Here is a 13,474-nt window from a genome sequence, read left to right as displayed (position 1 = left end):
ATTAGGTGCTATACAAGCCCCTTATGTCGTGATACTCCTGATATATACCTAAAATAATACACGTTGCAGGTTGGCGGCGAGCAAGCGCGGCCAGAATCTCTGCGGCTCAAAAAACCAAACGCAATTGTCAGGCAGGAATATGAAACCATCACTCAGGCGCTCAACCGCAGCGCTGCTGGCGTCGTCGTTATTATTAACCATTGGTCGTGGGGCAACGCTGCCGTTTATGACCATCTATCTCACGCGCGTATTTAATATGAGCGTTGAGAATATTGGTTATGCCCTGACCATTGCGCTTACCGTCGGTGTGGTATTCAGTATGGGGTTTGGCATCCTCGCCGATAAGTTTGATAAAAAGCGCTACATGCTGATTTCTATCGTCGCCTTTATTGCCGGGTTTGTTGCTATCCCGCTGGTGGATAACGTCACGCTGGTGGTGCTCTTCTTTTCCCTGATTAACTGCGCCTATTCGGTATTTTCAACGGTGCTGAAGGCCTGGTTTGCCGATGTGCTGACCTCGAGCCAAAAAGCGCGCGTTTTCTCGCTAAACTATAGTTTCCTGAACATTGGCTGGACGATCGGGCCGCCGGTGGGCACCTTACTGGTGATGTACAGCCTGCAGCTGCCGTTCTGGCTGGCCGCTTTTTGTGCCGCACTGCCGCTCGGTTTTATCCATTTCTTCGTGCAAAAAAGCGTTGCGCTCGATGCCACCGAAGAGAAAATGCCGTGGCAACCGTCAGTACTGCTTAAAGACCGCGCGCTCTTCTGGTACACCCTTTCCGGCCTGCTGGCGTCGTATGTGGGCGGGTCATTCGCCAGCTGTATTTCGCAGTACGTGCTGGCTGCGAATGCCGACAGCAACTTTGCGCAAAACGTGGTCGCTGTGGTGCTGCCGGTGAATGCTGCGGTGGTCGTCACCCTGCAATACGTTATCGGTCGCAAGATCTCCGCCAGCAATATACGTCCGCTGATGACGGCGGGAACACTCTTCTTCGTCCTGGGTCTGGGCGGTTTTATGCTCTCCGGGGAAAACCTGGTCTACTGGGGCATTGCGGCAGCAGTGTTTACGCTGGGTGAGATTATCTATGCACCGGGCGAATATATGCTGATCGACAATATTGCCCCGCCGGGTATGAAAGCGAGTTACTTCTCTGCCCAGGCGCTGGGCTGGCTTGGGGCGGCGGCAAACCCGATGATCACCGGTATTATCCTTACCAACCTGCCGCACTGGTCATTGTTTGCGATCATGATGGTTGCCATCGTGATTGCCTGGCTGATGATTTTGCGTGGGATGAGCGTGAAGGCGTGGTGCGAAATGCCGAAAGTGGCTTAAGTCCTCAACGCCGGGCGGCATGGCGCCCACCCGGCATCGGGCAGGCCATTAATGGTGCAGCATCTCGTCGACCACCTGCTGTTTGTACATTTCGTTCGGGTAGTACGTCGGCCAGTTATCCATCTCTTTTAGCAGCGCCTCGTGGGAGGTGTTGCCCATAAAGATATGGAAATGTGAAGAGGCTTTTGGGGCGATGGTATGGTCGCTGAACTGGACAAACTTCGGCGCCTTGCTGTCCGGATCTTTACACTCGAACAGATAGCGAACCCCTTTCTTACCTGATGCATAAGTCAGGATCTTATAGCCGCTGTAATCATACTGGCAGCGACTGATAGCCTTACCTTTGTGGAATTCCATCACGTTGTTTTCGATGCCGATAGCCTCAACGTCCGTCGCATACCCTGTGCGATAGTAGGCTTTAACCTCGTCGAAGGATTTTTTGTCCTTCTGCGCTTTCTGTTTAAAAACCGGATCCAGCGCGCCATCGAGCAAAAACGGATAGACGGATTGCCATGTCCCATCCCAGTCAGACAGCTTTCTGTCTTTGACGTCTTTATCCTCAAAGACGCCGTTCGCCGCCTTCTGTTCCGCTTCCGTCATCTGATGTCCATGCGAATGGGCAAACAGCTGACCGCTTACCAGCAGCGCCCCCAGAGTCATTGCAAATTTGCCAATATGTGCAGCCAAAACAAACTCCTCACTCCGTTTTATAAGAATGAGGATGTTATAATATAACATTTCAAATCGCAACCAGTCCGCGAACGCCCTCTTGTTCCATTGTATCGCCCCGTCCACGCTGAATGATGGTCCCGCGCGACATCAGCAGATAGCTGTCGGCAAGTTCAGCGGCGAAATCGTAAAACTGCTCTACGAGCAGGATTGCCATATCCCCTCTGTCCGCCAGCTTGCGGATCACCAGGCCTATCTCTTTGATTACCGACGGCTGAATACCTTCCGTGGGTTCATCGAGGATTAACAGCTGTGGCCGGCTTGCCAGGGCGCGACCAATCGCCAGCTGTTGCTGCTGACCGCCGGAGAGATCGCCTCCACGACGATGTTTCATCTCTTTAAGCACCGGGAACAACTGCCAGATATCCTCCGGGACGCGCTTTGCGTCGCGGGCGGGGAAACGTGACAGCCCGAGCAACAGATTCTCCTCGACCGTTAAGCGTGGAAAAATCTCACGCCCCTGCGGAACATAGGCCACACCCGACTGCACGCGCTGGTGCGGTTTGCTGTGGGTGATTTTTTTTCCCTGCCAGATAATGTCGCCTGTTTTTACCGGGATCAGGCCCATCAGACACTTCAGCAGCGTGGTTTTCCCCACCCCGTTGCGGCCCAGCAGACAGGTCACATCACCGGTCGCCGCTTCAAAACTGACCCCGCGCAGAATATGACTGCCGCCGTAATACTGATTCAGTTCGTTCACCTGTAACATGACGGCTCCTTAGCGTCCCAGATAGACTTCTATGACCTGCTCATTCGCCTGTACCTGGCGAAGTGACCCCTCCGCCAGCACGCGTCCCTGGTGCAGCACCGTCACGTGATCGGCAATGGTTTCGACAAAGCCCATATCGTGCTCGACGACCATCAGGGAGTGTTTGCCCGCAAGGGTTCTGAACAGCTCAGCCGTATAGTCGGTCTCCGCGTCGGTCATTCCGGCCGCCGGTTCATCCAGCAACAGCAGATGCGGGTCCTGCACCAGCAGCATGCCAATCTCCAGAAACTGCTTTTGCCCGTGCGAAAGCAGCCCGGCGCGGCGATTGCGCTCGCCGCCAAGCCGCAGCAAGAGCAGCATCTCGTCAATACGGTCCCGCTGCTCGCCGTTGAGTCTGGCCCGCAGGCTCGCCCAGACGGATTTGTCAGTTTTCATCGCAATCTCAAGGTTTTCCCACACCGTGAGCGCTTCAAAGACCGTGGGCTTCTGGAACTTACGTCCGATGCCCTGACGGGCAATCTCGGCGGGTTCAAGCGCCGTCAGGTCGATGGACTGATCGTACAGCGCTCTGCCGCTTTTAGGCCGCGTCTTGCCGGTAATCACGTCCATTAATGTCGTTTTTCCCGCACCGTTGGGGCCAATCACGCAGCGCAATTCACCCACGCCAATGTTCAGTGAGAGGTCCGTCAGCGCCTGAAAACCATCAAAATTCACGTTGATGGCTTCAAGTTGCAGTACCGGATCGGTCTGGTCGCGATAGCGATCCCCGGGTAACTGGCGGGTAAATAATCCTTCGGCTGGCTGCATTAGTGTTCTCCCTTACGAAACAGACCGTAGACACCGCGCGGTAAAAACAGCGTCACGGCAATGAAAATCAGCCCCAGAAACAGCTGCCAGTATTCCGGCAGGGCAACGGTAAAGACGCTCTTCGCACCGTTCACCAGCGCCGCGCCTATCACCGGGCCGACCAGCGTGCCGCGCCCCCCCAGCGCAACCCAGATGGCCGCTTCAATTGAGTTTGTTGGCGACATTTCACCCGGGTTGATAATGCCCACCTGCGGCACATAGAGTGCGCCAGCCAGACCGCAGAGTACGGCTGAAAGTGTCCACACCAGCAGCTTGAAACCGCGGGGATCGTACCCGCAAAACGTCAGGCGGTTTTCGGCGTCACGCACCGCGGTCAGAATGCGACCGAACTTACTTTTCGCCAGCGCGAAGCCTGTGCCCAGCGCTATCAGCAGCAGCATCACGGTAGCCAGAAACAGCGCAATACGGGTGGTGGTCGCGGTAACGGAAAACCCAAGCAGCGTGGTAAAACCGGTAAAACCGTTATTTCCGCCAAAGCCGGTTTCATTGCGAAAGAACAGCAACATCCCCGCGTAAGTCAGCGCCTGGGTCATGATCGAAAAATAGACCCCTTTGATTTTTGAGCGAAAGGCAAACCAGCCAAACACCAGCGCCAGCAGCCCCGGTACCATCACAATTAATACCAGTGCCCAGACAAAGTGCTGCGTCCCCCACCAGAACCACGGCAGTTCGCTCCAGGAGAGAAACGACATAAACGCGGGCAGCCCGTCACCCGCCGCCTGGCGCATCAGGTACATGCCCATCGCATAGCCGCCCAGCGCGAAGAAGATACCGTGGCCCAGGGAGAGCATTCCGGCATAGCCCCACACCAGATCGAGCGCCACGGCGACGATGGCATAACAGAGGATCTTACCCGTGAGCGTGAGCATCCAGGTCGAGATCGCCAGCGGATGCGTCGCGGGCAGTAAGGCGAAAAACGGTAAAACCAGCAGGCAGGCCACGATCAGGCTACCGGCTATCTGCGTCGTGCGTGGCGCTTTGCGCGCCAGCGTTAAGGTAAGCGGCTGGCTCATCAGTCAGTAACCCTCCCTTTCAGTGCGAATAACCCCTGCGGACGTTTCTGAATAAACAGAATAATCGCCACCAGGATCAGGATCTTGCCCAATACCGCCCCCATTTGCGGTTCGAGAATTTTATTAAAGATCCCCAGCCCAAACGCCGCGGCCACGCTACCTGCCAGTTGACCCACCCCGCCAAGCACCACCACGAGGAACGAGTCGATGATGTAACCCTGGCCCAGTTCTGGCCCAACGTTGCCTAACTGCGATAACGCCACGCCCCCCAGACCCGCAATCCCCGAGCCAAGCCCAAAGGCGAGCATATCGACGCGACCTGTCGGTACCCCGCAGCAGGCCGCCATACTGCGATTTTGCGTTACTGCGCGCACGTTCAGACCAAGACGGGTTTTGTTCAGAATGAGCCACGTGAAGAACAGCACCAGCAGCACAAAACCCAGTACCACAATGCGGTTCCACGGCAGCGTCAGATTGGCAAACACCTGCACGCCACCGGACAGCCATGCCGGGTTTGCCACCTCCAGGTTCTGGGCGCCAAACGTCATGCGTACCAGCTGAATAATCATCAGGCTGATACCCCATGTCGCCAGCAGCGTTTCCAGCGGTCGGCCATACAAATGACGAATAACGGTACGCTCGAGCACCATCCCGATGCTGGCGGTCACAAGAAACGCCACCGGCAGCGCAACAATCGGGTAGAGCGCCAGCCACTGTGGGGCGAAGCCGGCCATCACCTGCTGAACCATCCAGGTGGCGTACGCGCCCAGCATCAGCATCTCCCCGTGAGCCATGTTAATCACCCCCAGCAGGCCGTAGGTAATTGCCAGCCCCAGCGCGGCGAGCAACAGTACCGACCCCAGCGAGAGCCCCATAAACGCCTGACCAAGCAGATCGCCCCACATCAGGCGATGCTCAATCTGTTTCAGACTTTCGGCAGCGGCAGCACGCACGCCGGCATCCGGCTCCGATCCTGCCTGCGTATACGGCATCAGCCGGGACTGAACGTCCGGATCGTCTGATTGCCCTAACAGCGCCACAGCGTTCAGGCGTACCGCAGCCTGCGGACTTGCCAGCTGGAGGTTCGCCAGCGCCAGCTTCAGCGACTGACGGGCCACATCATCCGTTTCGCTGCTCACCCGTTTTTGCAGGAAATCGAGCATTTCAGGCTGCGCATCCCGCTGGAGTTGACGAGCTGCCGCACGCCTTACCGTGACACTGTCACTCACAAGTTGATGGGTTGCCATTGCCGTCGCCACCAGATTGCGCAGCCGGTTGGTCAGACGCACGGCTTTGGTTTGGCCTGCTGCGGCTTTTGTTTCACCCAGGGGAACCATTGCCCCCTGGCGTTGTGCAAACGCATGTTTCTGGCTGTCGGTATAGAGACTTTCACTTTGTAGCGCCTGGAGCAGCGGCAACCGTGCCGCCTCCGGCGCGGTTGCCCACTGCGTCAACAGTTCTGCCTGCTGGCTGCGACTGGCGGACACGAATTGGTCGGCATCCGATGCCTGCACCATCCCTGGCAGCAGTCCGGTAAGCCACACAATAGCGATGATCGTGCGTATGGCGTTCATGACTTTTCTCCCTGCGGTGATAACTTAGTTGCTGGCGGTTTTCATCGGCTGATCGGGCTTTTTGTCATTACCGGCAATGAAGGGACTCCACGGCTGGGCGCGCACCGGCTGTTCCGTCTGCCAGACCACATTAAACTGGCCGTTACCTTCAATTTCGCCAATCATGACCGGCTTATGCAGATGGTGGTTGGTGGCATCCATGGTGAGCGTAAAGCCTGAAGGTGCCTTGAAGGACTGACCGGCCATTGCCGCCCGAACTTTATCGACGTCGGTGGTACCTGCTTTTTCAACCGCCTGCGCCCACATGTGGATCCCGACGTAGGTGGCTTCCATCGGGTCGTTGGTGACCACGGTGTCGGCGTTCGGCAATTTGTGTGCCCTGGCATACGCTTTGTAATCCGCCACAAACGCCTGGTTGGTCGGGTTATCAACGGACTCAAAGTAGTTCCACGCCGCCAGGTTGCCCACCAGCGGTTTGGTGTCGATCCCGCGCAGCTCCTCTTCTCCCACGGAGAAGGCCACAACCGGAACATCGGTAGCTTTCAGGCCCTGGTTAGCCAGCTCTTTATAGAACGGAACGTTGGAGTCGCCGTTGATGGTGGAGACCACCGCGGTTTTCCCCCCGGCAGAGAATTTTTTGATACTGGAAACGATTGTCTGGTAATCGCTGTGACCAAACGGGGTGTATACCTCTTCAATGTCTTTGTCTTCCACCCCTTTCGAATGCAGGAAAGCACGCAAGATTTTGTTCGTGGTGCGGGGATAAACGTAATCGGTGCCTAACAGGAAGAAGCGTTTCGCGCTGCCTCCGTCTTCACTCATCAGGTACTCCACCGCCGGGATTGCCTGCTGGTTTGGCGCGGCACCGGTATAGAAGACGTTAGGTGACATCTCTTCGCCTTCATACTGCACCGGGTAGAACAGCAGTCCGTTCAGCTCCTCAAACACCGGCAGCACCGATTTACGCGACACCGACGTCCAGCAACCAAACACCACCGCCACTTTGTCCTGGCTCAGCAGCTGGCGCGCTTTTTCGGCAAACAGCGGCCAGTTCGAGGCCGGGTCAACCACTACCGGTTCCAGCTTCTTACCCAGCACGCCTCCTTTGGCGTTTATCTCATCGATGGTCATCAGCGCAACATCTTTAAGCGGCGTTTCGGAAATCGCCATCGTGCCGGAAAGGGAATGCATGATCCCCACCTTGATGGTATCGGCCGCCTGAGCGCCAAAACTCATCCCCATAGCTACGACAGACGCGGACAATGCGAAGGCTTTTAATAAGGTACGACGGTGCATATTTTCACTCCTGAAAAAGAAAGCTGTGCAAAGGCGTCCGTTACGGCGTGGACGCAGAAAATAAAAACGTCAGCTTAGAGAGAGCAAAAAGGATGCCAGGATGGATAAAGCGCTATGACAGGAGAAGTAATGAAGGATGTAAAAAGAACGACTCAGAATGGTACAGCGCTGCACTTTTATAATGCAGCGCTGTGGCGGAAGGTTTACCAGACTTCGCTGGCGATCTGCGTCACCAGACGGACTTTGTCCCACTGCTGGGTTTCGCTCAGGCTGTTGCCCTCTTCGGTAGAGGCAAATCCGCACTGCGGGCTCAGGCAAATCTGCTCTTTAGCCACGTATTTCGCCGCCTCCTCCAGACGCGCCTTCACCCCTTCCGGGTTCTCCAGCTCGCCGTTTTTGGTGGTGATAAGGCCGAGCACCACCTGCTGCTTGCCCGGGCGAACAAAACGCAGTGGCGCAAAATCACCGCTACGGTCATTGTCGTACTCAAGGAAAAAGGCATCCACGTTGACCGTCCCGAACAGCACTTCAGCCACCGGCTCATAGCCCCCTTCGGAAATCCAGGTTGAACGGAAGTTGCCGCGACAGACATGCAGCCCGATGGTGAGATCGTCAGGCTTGCCCTCGAGTGCCTTATTCAGAACGCGGGCATATATACGCGCCAGCTCGTCGGCATCGTCACCACGCTCGCGGATCTGACGACGTTGATCGTCCGAACAGAGATAGGCCCAGACAGTGTCATCCAGCTGCAGATAACGGCAGCCCGCGTCGTAAAACGCCCGGATCGCGTCCCGCCAGGTGGTCGCCAGATCGTCAAAATAGTCCTTCAGATCCGGGTAGACCGTTGCATCAATGTCTTTGCGCCCACCGCGGAAATGCAGCACGCTCGGGCTGGGAATGGTCATCTTCGGCTGAGCATTGCCGCTAATGCTTTTCAGGTAGCGGAAATCCTCCAGCATCGGGTGATCGCCAAAGCCCAGCTTGCCGGTCACGCGCACGCCGTGGGCTTTGGTCTGTACACCGTTGAATTGAATTCCCTGCTGAGAATCGTAACGCTCAACACCCTGCAGACCGTCGAAGAAATCAAAGTGCCACCAGGCACGACGAAATTCACCGTCGGTCACCACATGCAAGCCACAGGCGCACTGCTGCTCGACAACATGGCGGATCGCCTCATCCTCAACCGCACGAAGCTGCCCGGCATCAATTTCGCCGCTGGCGAATTTCAGGCGAGCCTGTTTGATGGCATCCGGACGTAAAAAGCTGCCGACTACATCGGCGCGGTATGGGGCATGGTGACGTTGCATGGAAATCTCCTTTATCTGCCGACAATAATTGCCTGCAGTGATAATTCATTATTGAATCTTTAGACTTCTGGATGTCTAAATGTCCAAAAAAGATGTCATACCTGCCGCCAGCCGGCAAACGAGAAAATTTCACGGGTGTTGAAAAAAATTCATCTTCACAGTGCGGAGAGCGATTCCTGGCTCGCAAATTCAAACTTTTCATCTTCCCAGCCGGTGATCCCACCAAGCATAATTTTCACCGGCAGCCCCAGACGCGCCAGCTTCAGCGCGGCTCTGTCCGCACCGTTGCAGTGAGGCCCGGCGCAATAGACCACAAACAGCGTGCCGTCAGGCCACTGGGCCATGCGTTCGGCGGTGATCTGACGCCACGGCATATGTAGTGCACCGGGAACGTGACGGCGGGCGAACTGCTGCGGGCTCCCGACGACGTGCAGCAGGACGAAATCCTGCTCGTGATTCGTGATGGCATGATGCACATCGGCGCAATCGGTCTCGACGCTCAGGCGGCGCAGAAAATGGGTAACGGCTTCCTGGGGTTCAGCAGCCGGAAATTCAGTAACATAACTCATGATCCTTCCTCATCTTTGGCATTTGTGTTAACACTACTCTATCCACAAATTCAGCCCGTGAATGCGCTCGCTTATGCCAGAAAACAGCAAAAAGATGACAAACTTAAGACAGATTTCCCGCCCTCAGGTCATTGTGTTGGCGTATGACGGTTTGTGTACCTTTGAGTTTGGCGTCGCAGTAGAAATCTTTGGTCTGCCGCGTCCGGAGCTGGGAGACGGATGGTATCGTTTTGCCGTGGCGGGCGTAGACAGCGGTGAACTTCGGGCGACCGGCGGGATTCGCCTCATCACCGACGGCGATTTAACCCTGCTTGAGACGGCCGACCTGATCGTTGTGCCCGGCTGGCGAGGACTGGATTCACCGGTTCCGCCCGCGCTCTGCGCGGCATTACGTAAGGCCAATGCGCGGGGATGCCAGCTTTTGTCGATCTGTTCCGGCGTGTTTGTTCTTGCCGCTGCCGGGCTGCTGGATGGGCGTAAAGCCACAACGCACTGGCGCTATATTGAGGCGCTTAAGGCCCGTTACCCGGCCATCGAGGTGGTTGAAGATGTACTTTATCAGGACGACGGCGACATTCTTACCTCGGCGGGCAGCGCGGCAGGTATCGATTTATGCCTGCACGTAGTCCGGCGGGATTATGGGATGGAAATCGCCAACACCGTAGCGCGTCGTCTGGTCATTCCCCCGCACCGGGATGGCTCACAGCCGCAGCAGCTAAGCCGCCCGGTGGCGCAACTGCGCGAAAGTCAGCGTCTCGGTCAGCTGTTTGATTTTCTGCACACCCATCTTGCCGTATCGCACAGCGTTGATTCACTGGCGCGTCGGGTCGGCATGAGTCAACGCACCTTTCTGCGCCGCTTTCAGGATGCGACAGGCACCACGCCCGCGCGCTGGCTGCTCAATGAGCGCCTGCTGAGGGCAAAAGATTATCTGGAAAGCAGTCGTTTAAGTATCGACAGCATCGCGGAGCAGACCGGATTCGGTCAGGCATCGACCCTGCGTCACCATTTTCGGCAGCAGTTCGCCCTTTCACCGGCCCAGTATCGCAAACACTATTCGCGTCCTGCCCGCTAGTGGCCGGATTGCAGACAAAAAAAACCGCCATAATATGGCGGTAAATGCTTGCATGGATAGATTTGTATTTTGGTCTCTACGTCCCGACACTCCATGGCCGGGCAGCGGATCTCTTACAAACTAACATCCATAGTCTCAATGAAAGGTAAACAGCCTGATTAACCCGCTTTGGTATTGATTTGCAAATAACGCATCAGACCCTGCTCCGCGCTCTGTTTTGCATCATCATTGATGGCTTCCAGATAAAACGAACGCGACACACCATACGGTGCTTTTTCAGACGGATAAACCGCGAACTCGAATGTTTTACCTCTTGCCTGATTGGTGCAGCCTAATTGCCAGCGCTGGTCATCAATTCTGGTGCTATTACAGGCCACGCGTCCGTAATCGCTGGTTAAATATGACCCAACACGCGCTTTCGCGGACTGAATATATTCTGGTTCGTCATTACTAATAGAGTAAATACCTGCACCCGCCCCAACAGCAACCACCAGCAGCGCAAGCGCTATCATTTTTTTCATTTAACAAGACCCATTCCTTAGCCAGAGTTTAACCATTATATAGGATTTATCCTTAAAGCTAGTGGCTAATTACGTACCAGAATTGGCGGTTAACAAACTTGATGCTAATTTTAGGAAAAGTCTCATCACAGCTGTCGCCGCACAGAATTTGACACTCTCTTTGCGCTAATTTGAATTTTTGAATAATTTCCCGAAGAAATTATTGGCATGATAGTCCCGCGATGGCATTCAACGGTGAAATAATGATGAGAAAAGGGTTAACGCTGATATTGCTGGTGTGTGGGTTATTTTCAGGTCAGCTGATGGCAGGACATAAAGGCCATGAATATGTGTGGGTAAAGAATGTGGAGCATCAGCTCCGCCATGAAGCGGATAGCGATGAATTACGCAGCGTTGCAGAAGAGTCTGCGGAAGGTTTGCGCGAACACCACCTGTGGCAGAAATCGCGCAAACCGGACACGCACTTTCGGTAATTAATTACCCTTACGCTTAGGCAGGGTTTTCATTAAATCGTCCGGGCTCACGGAGGCCACAACGCTACCCGGCGACGGCATTTTGAAAATATGATTTTTCATCTTGCCAATCACATGCATTTCGCACGGACGGCAGTCAAATTTCAGGGTCAGCACTTCGTCGCCATTCACCAGCTGCATCGGTGTGGCCTTCCAGCTTTTAATATTCCCTTTCGCCTGTTTCGGGCAGAGGTTGAAGGCGAAGCGGAGACAGTGCTTGGTGATCATCACCGGCACATCGCCCTTCTCTTCATGGGCTTCATAGGCTGCGTCAATCAGCTGTACGCCGTGACGGTGATAGAATTCACGCGCTTTGTGGTTATAGACGTTCGCCAGGAAGGACAAGTGCGTGTCAGGGTAAACCGGCGCAGGAACGGTTTCGGCCTTGCGGCTGCCGCGTGGATAGTTAGCCAGGCGGGCGGCATCCAGCATTTCTGCCGTCTCGCGGCGGAACTGGTTCAGCAGGCTGTTCGGAACAAACAGGGCATCCGGCAGGTTTACGTCGATATGACGCGCGTAGTAAAGGGTCTGCCCCAGCTTCGCCACGCCATCCTTCAGGTTGTTAAGGGCTTTTTCCGCGTTGTTTGCCACCTCGAACAGACCATCAAGCGTGTGCGTCACGCTGATACCGTCTTCACAGGTCATGGTCAGGATCAGCTGCTCTTCCCAGCCGCCCAGTTCAATGTCCACCGCGATACGACGTTCGCTCGAAGTTTTCAGTAGCGCCTGCTGCCAGTTGTGGTCAAGATTACGGTTCAGTGCCGCGTTAGGGCGCGCTTTGTAGAGATCCGCAGGCATCTCGTTTGGCCATACGCGATAGCGATTTTCACCGGTTTTTTCCACCGTATTCGCACGGAAGCCCACCACTTCACGCTTGATCATCACGTTCAGTCCATCGCCGTTGGCCAGCGGCTCGGTCACTTCCACGTCGAGGTGATCTTTTGCCACTTTCAGCACTTCACCCACCGGTAAACCAATAAACTTCGGTGAATCAAACGCACCGATATCCCCTTTACGGGCATTCACAAAGTAGTCAGTGCTGCCGCGGTGGAAAGTTTTGTCCGTTGACGGAATAAAGAAATGCTCGGTACGACCGGCCGACGCACGCGCCAGGTCACCGCGATCTTCAATGATGGCATCCAGCATCTGACGATAGTGAGCGGTGATGTTCTTCACGTAGCTCATGTCTTTATAACGCCCTTCAATCTTGAAGGAGCGCACACCGGCGTCAATCAGCGCACCCAGGTTGGCAGTCTGATCGTTATCTTTCATCGAGAGCAGGTGTTTTTCGAACGCCACAACGCGGCCCTGATCGTCTTTCAGGGTATACGGCAGACGACATGCCTGAGAGCAGTCGCCGCGGTTGGCGCTGCGCCCCGTCTGGGCGTGGGAAATATTGCACTGACCAGAATAGGCGACGCACAGCGCGCCGTGGATAAAGAATTCAATGGTTGCGTCGGTCGCCTGGTGAATATCGCGGATCTGGTTCAGGTTCAGCTCACGCGCCAGCACGATCTGGGAAAAACCCACATCAGAAAGAAACTTCGCCTTCTCTACCGTGCGGATATCGCACTGGGTACTGGCGTGCAGTTCAATGGGGGGAATATCCAGCTCCAGCACGCCCATATCCTGCACAATCAGGGCATCGACGCCGGTCTGGTAGAGATCGGTAATTAAACGTTGCGCAGGCTCCAGCTCATCATCATGCAGAATAGTGTTCAGGGTCACGAACACTTTCGCCCCAAAGCGATGGGCGAACGGCACCAGTTCAGCAATATCGCTCAGGCTGTTGCTGGCGTTATGACGGGCACCAAAGCCAGGCCCACCAATGTAGACGGCATCAGCACCATGAAGGATCGCTTCACGGGCGATGGAGGCGTCGCGGGCCGGGCTTAAGAGTTCGAGATGATGGGATTGCAGGCGCATACTTCGTCGTTATCCGTTATGGTCAAAATGGCGGCTATTGTAG

The 13,474-nt window shown here is 55.4% G+C and carries 13 protein-coding genes; 3 read left to right on the top strand and 10 right to left on the bottom strand.

All coding sequences use genetic code 11. The annotated features are described in order from the left end of the window. The first annotated feature begins 139 nt into the window (after positions 1–139). Entirely contained in the window at positions 140–1,333 is a 1,194-nt protein-coding gene (gene ydeE, locus BJP35_RS16025; RefSeq protein WP_059305981.1) for an efflux MFS transporter YdeE, read from the top strand. A 48-nt stretch (positions 1,334–1,381) separates the two neighbouring features. On the opposite strand, the gene zinT is transcribed toward ydeE, so the two are convergent. The 8 genes from zinT to BJP35_RS15985 form a co-directional block, all read right to left on the bottom strand. Continuing rightward, complete coding sequence (zinT, locus tag BJP35_RS16020; RefSeq protein WP_041162947.1) at positions 1,382–2,020, bottom strand: metal-binding protein ZinT; 639 nt, start codon at positions 2,018–2,020, stop codon at positions 1,382–1,384. A gap of 52 nt (positions 2,021–2,072) precedes the next feature. Further along, positions 2,073–2,771, bottom strand: a complete 699-nt coding sequence (gene urtE, locus BJP35_RS16015) for an urea ABC transporter ATP-binding subunit UrtE (protein ID WP_047744641.1) — start codon at positions 2,769–2,771, stop codon at positions 2,073–2,075. A 9-nt stretch (positions 2,772–2,780) separates the two neighbouring features. After that, positions 2,781–3,578, bottom strand: coding sequence for an urea ABC transporter ATP-binding protein UrtD (gene urtD / locus BJP35_RS16010; RefSeq protein WP_014170037.1), 798 nt, complete (start codon positions 3,576–3,578; stop codon positions 2,781–2,783). Then, complete coding sequence (gene urtC / locus BJP35_RS16005) at positions 3,578–4,651, bottom strand: urea ABC transporter permease subunit UrtC (protein ID WP_047744640.1); 1,074 nt, start codon at positions 4,649–4,651, stop codon at positions 3,578–3,580. Before urtC ends, urtD begins: the two co-directional genes overlap by 1 nt. Further along, positions 4,651–6,225: an urea ABC transporter permease subunit UrtB gene (gene urtB, locus BJP35_RS16000; protein WP_047744639.1), complete on the bottom strand. Its 1,575-nt coding sequence runs from the start codon at positions 6,223–6,225 to the stop codon at positions 4,651–4,653. Before urtB ends, urtC begins: the two co-directional genes overlap by 1 nt. Positions 6,226–6,249: 24 nt before the next feature. Next, complete coding sequence (urtA, locus tag BJP35_RS15995) at positions 6,250–7,521, bottom strand: urea ABC transporter substrate-binding protein (protein WP_020884166.1); 1,272 nt, start codon at positions 7,519–7,521, stop codon at positions 6,250–6,252. 203 nt (positions 7,522–7,724) lie between these two features. Continuing rightward, positions 7,725–8,828 (bottom strand): cobalamin-independent methionine synthase II family protein, encoded by a 1,104-nt coding sequence (locus tag BJP35_RS15990; RefSeq protein ID WP_047356507.1) that lies wholly within the window; start codon positions 8,826–8,828, stop codon positions 7,725–7,727. 155 nt (positions 8,829–8,983) lie between these two features. Further along, positions 8,984–9,397: a rhodanese-like domain-containing protein gene (locus tag BJP35_RS15985; protein WP_025204217.1), complete on the bottom strand. Its 414-nt coding sequence runs from the start codon at positions 9,395–9,397 to the stop codon at positions 8,984–8,986. A 73-nt stretch (positions 9,398–9,470) separates the two neighbouring features. Here BJP35_RS15985 and ftrA point away from each other — a divergent pair, with 73 nt between their 5' ends. Next, positions 9,471–10,472, top strand: a complete 1,002-nt coding sequence (gene ftrA, locus BJP35_RS15980; protein ID WP_047356508.1) for a transcriptional regulator FtrA — start codon at positions 9,471–9,473, stop codon at positions 10,470–10,472. 158 nt (positions 10,473–10,630) lie between these two features. On the opposite strand, the gene BJP35_RS15975 is transcribed toward ftrA, so the two are convergent. Beyond that, on the bottom strand, positions 10,631–10,993 hold the full coding sequence (locus BJP35_RS15975; protein WP_014170029.1) for a hypothetical protein: 363 nt from the start codon (positions 10,991–10,993) through the stop codon (positions 10,631–10,633). Between the two features lie 242 nt (positions 10,994–11,235). Here BJP35_RS15975 and BJP35_RS15970 point away from each other — a divergent pair, with 242 nt between their 5' ends. Continuing rightward, the gene (locus BJP35_RS15970; protein WP_025204219.1) at positions 11,236–11,466 is read left to right on the top strand and encodes a DUF2554 family protein; all 231 of its coding nucleotides are present in this window, start codon (positions 11,236–11,238) and stop codon (positions 11,464–11,466) included. Here BJP35_RS15970 and BJP35_RS15965 read toward each other — a convergent pair whose 3' ends face one another. Beyond that, on the bottom strand, positions 11,467–13,431 hold the full coding sequence (locus BJP35_RS15965; RefSeq protein WP_014170027.1) for a U32 family peptidase: 1,965 nt from the start codon (positions 13,429–13,431) through the stop codon (positions 11,467–11,469). Positions 13,432–13,474: the final 43 nt, after the last annotated feature.

Source organism: Enterobacter sp. J49 (genome assembly GCF_002148625.1).
In the GTDB taxonomy this organism is placed as follows: Bacteria; Pseudomonadota; Gammaproteobacteria; order Enterobacterales; family Enterobacteriaceae; genus Enterobacter; species Enterobacter ludwigii.
The sequence above is the reverse complement of the archived record's forward strand: the minus strand, read 5'-3'. Positions and strand labels throughout refer to the sequence as shown.

Bases quoted from the DNA above. Each gene is read 5' to 3' on its own strand.
- BJP35_RS15985 (WP_025204217.1), bottom strand. From the start codon at position 9,397: ATGAGTTATGTTACTGAATTTCCGGCTGCTGAACCCCAGGAAGCCGTT.
- urtE (WP_047744641.1), bottom strand. From the start codon at position 2,771: ATGTTACAGGTGAACGAACTGAATCAGTATTACGGCGGCAGTCATATT.
- ydeE (WP_059305981.1), top strand. From the start codon at position 140: ATGAAACCATCACTCAGGCGCTCAACCGCAGCGCTGCTGGCGTCGTCG.
- urtA (WP_020884166.1), bottom strand. From the start codon at position 7,521: ATGCACCGTCGTACCTTATTAAAAGCCTTCGCATTGTCCGCGTCTGTC.
- urtD (WP_014170037.1), bottom strand. From the start codon at position 3,578: ATGCAGCCAGCCGAAGGATTATTTACCCGCCAGTTACCCGGGGATCGC.
- urtB (WP_047744639.1), bottom strand. From the start codon at position 6,225: ATGAACGCCATACGCACGATCATCGCTATTGTGTGGCTTACCGGACTG.
- BJP35_RS15975 (WP_014170029.1), bottom strand. From the start codon at position 10,993: ATGAAAAAAATGATAGCGCTTGCGCTGCTGGTGGTTGCTGTTGGGGCG.
- BJP35_RS15970 (WP_025204219.1), top strand. From the start codon at position 11,236: ATGATGAGAAAAGGGTTAACGCTGATATTGCTGGTGTGTGGGTTATTT.
- urtC (WP_047744640.1), bottom strand. From the start codon at position 4,651: ATGAGCCAGCCGCTTACCTTAACGCTGGCGCGCAAAGCGCCACGCACG.
- BJP35_RS15965 (WP_014170027.1), bottom strand. From the start codon at position 13,431: ATGCGCCTGCAATCCCATCATCTCGAACTCTTAAGCCCGGCCCGCGAC.
- BJP35_RS15990 (WP_047356507.1), bottom strand. From the start codon at position 8,828: ATGCAACGTCACCATGCCCCATACCGCGCCGATGTAGTCGGCAGCTTT.
- ftrA (WP_047356508.1), top strand. From the start codon at position 9,471: ATGCCAGAAAACAGCAAAAAGATGACAAACTTAAGACAGATTTCCCGC.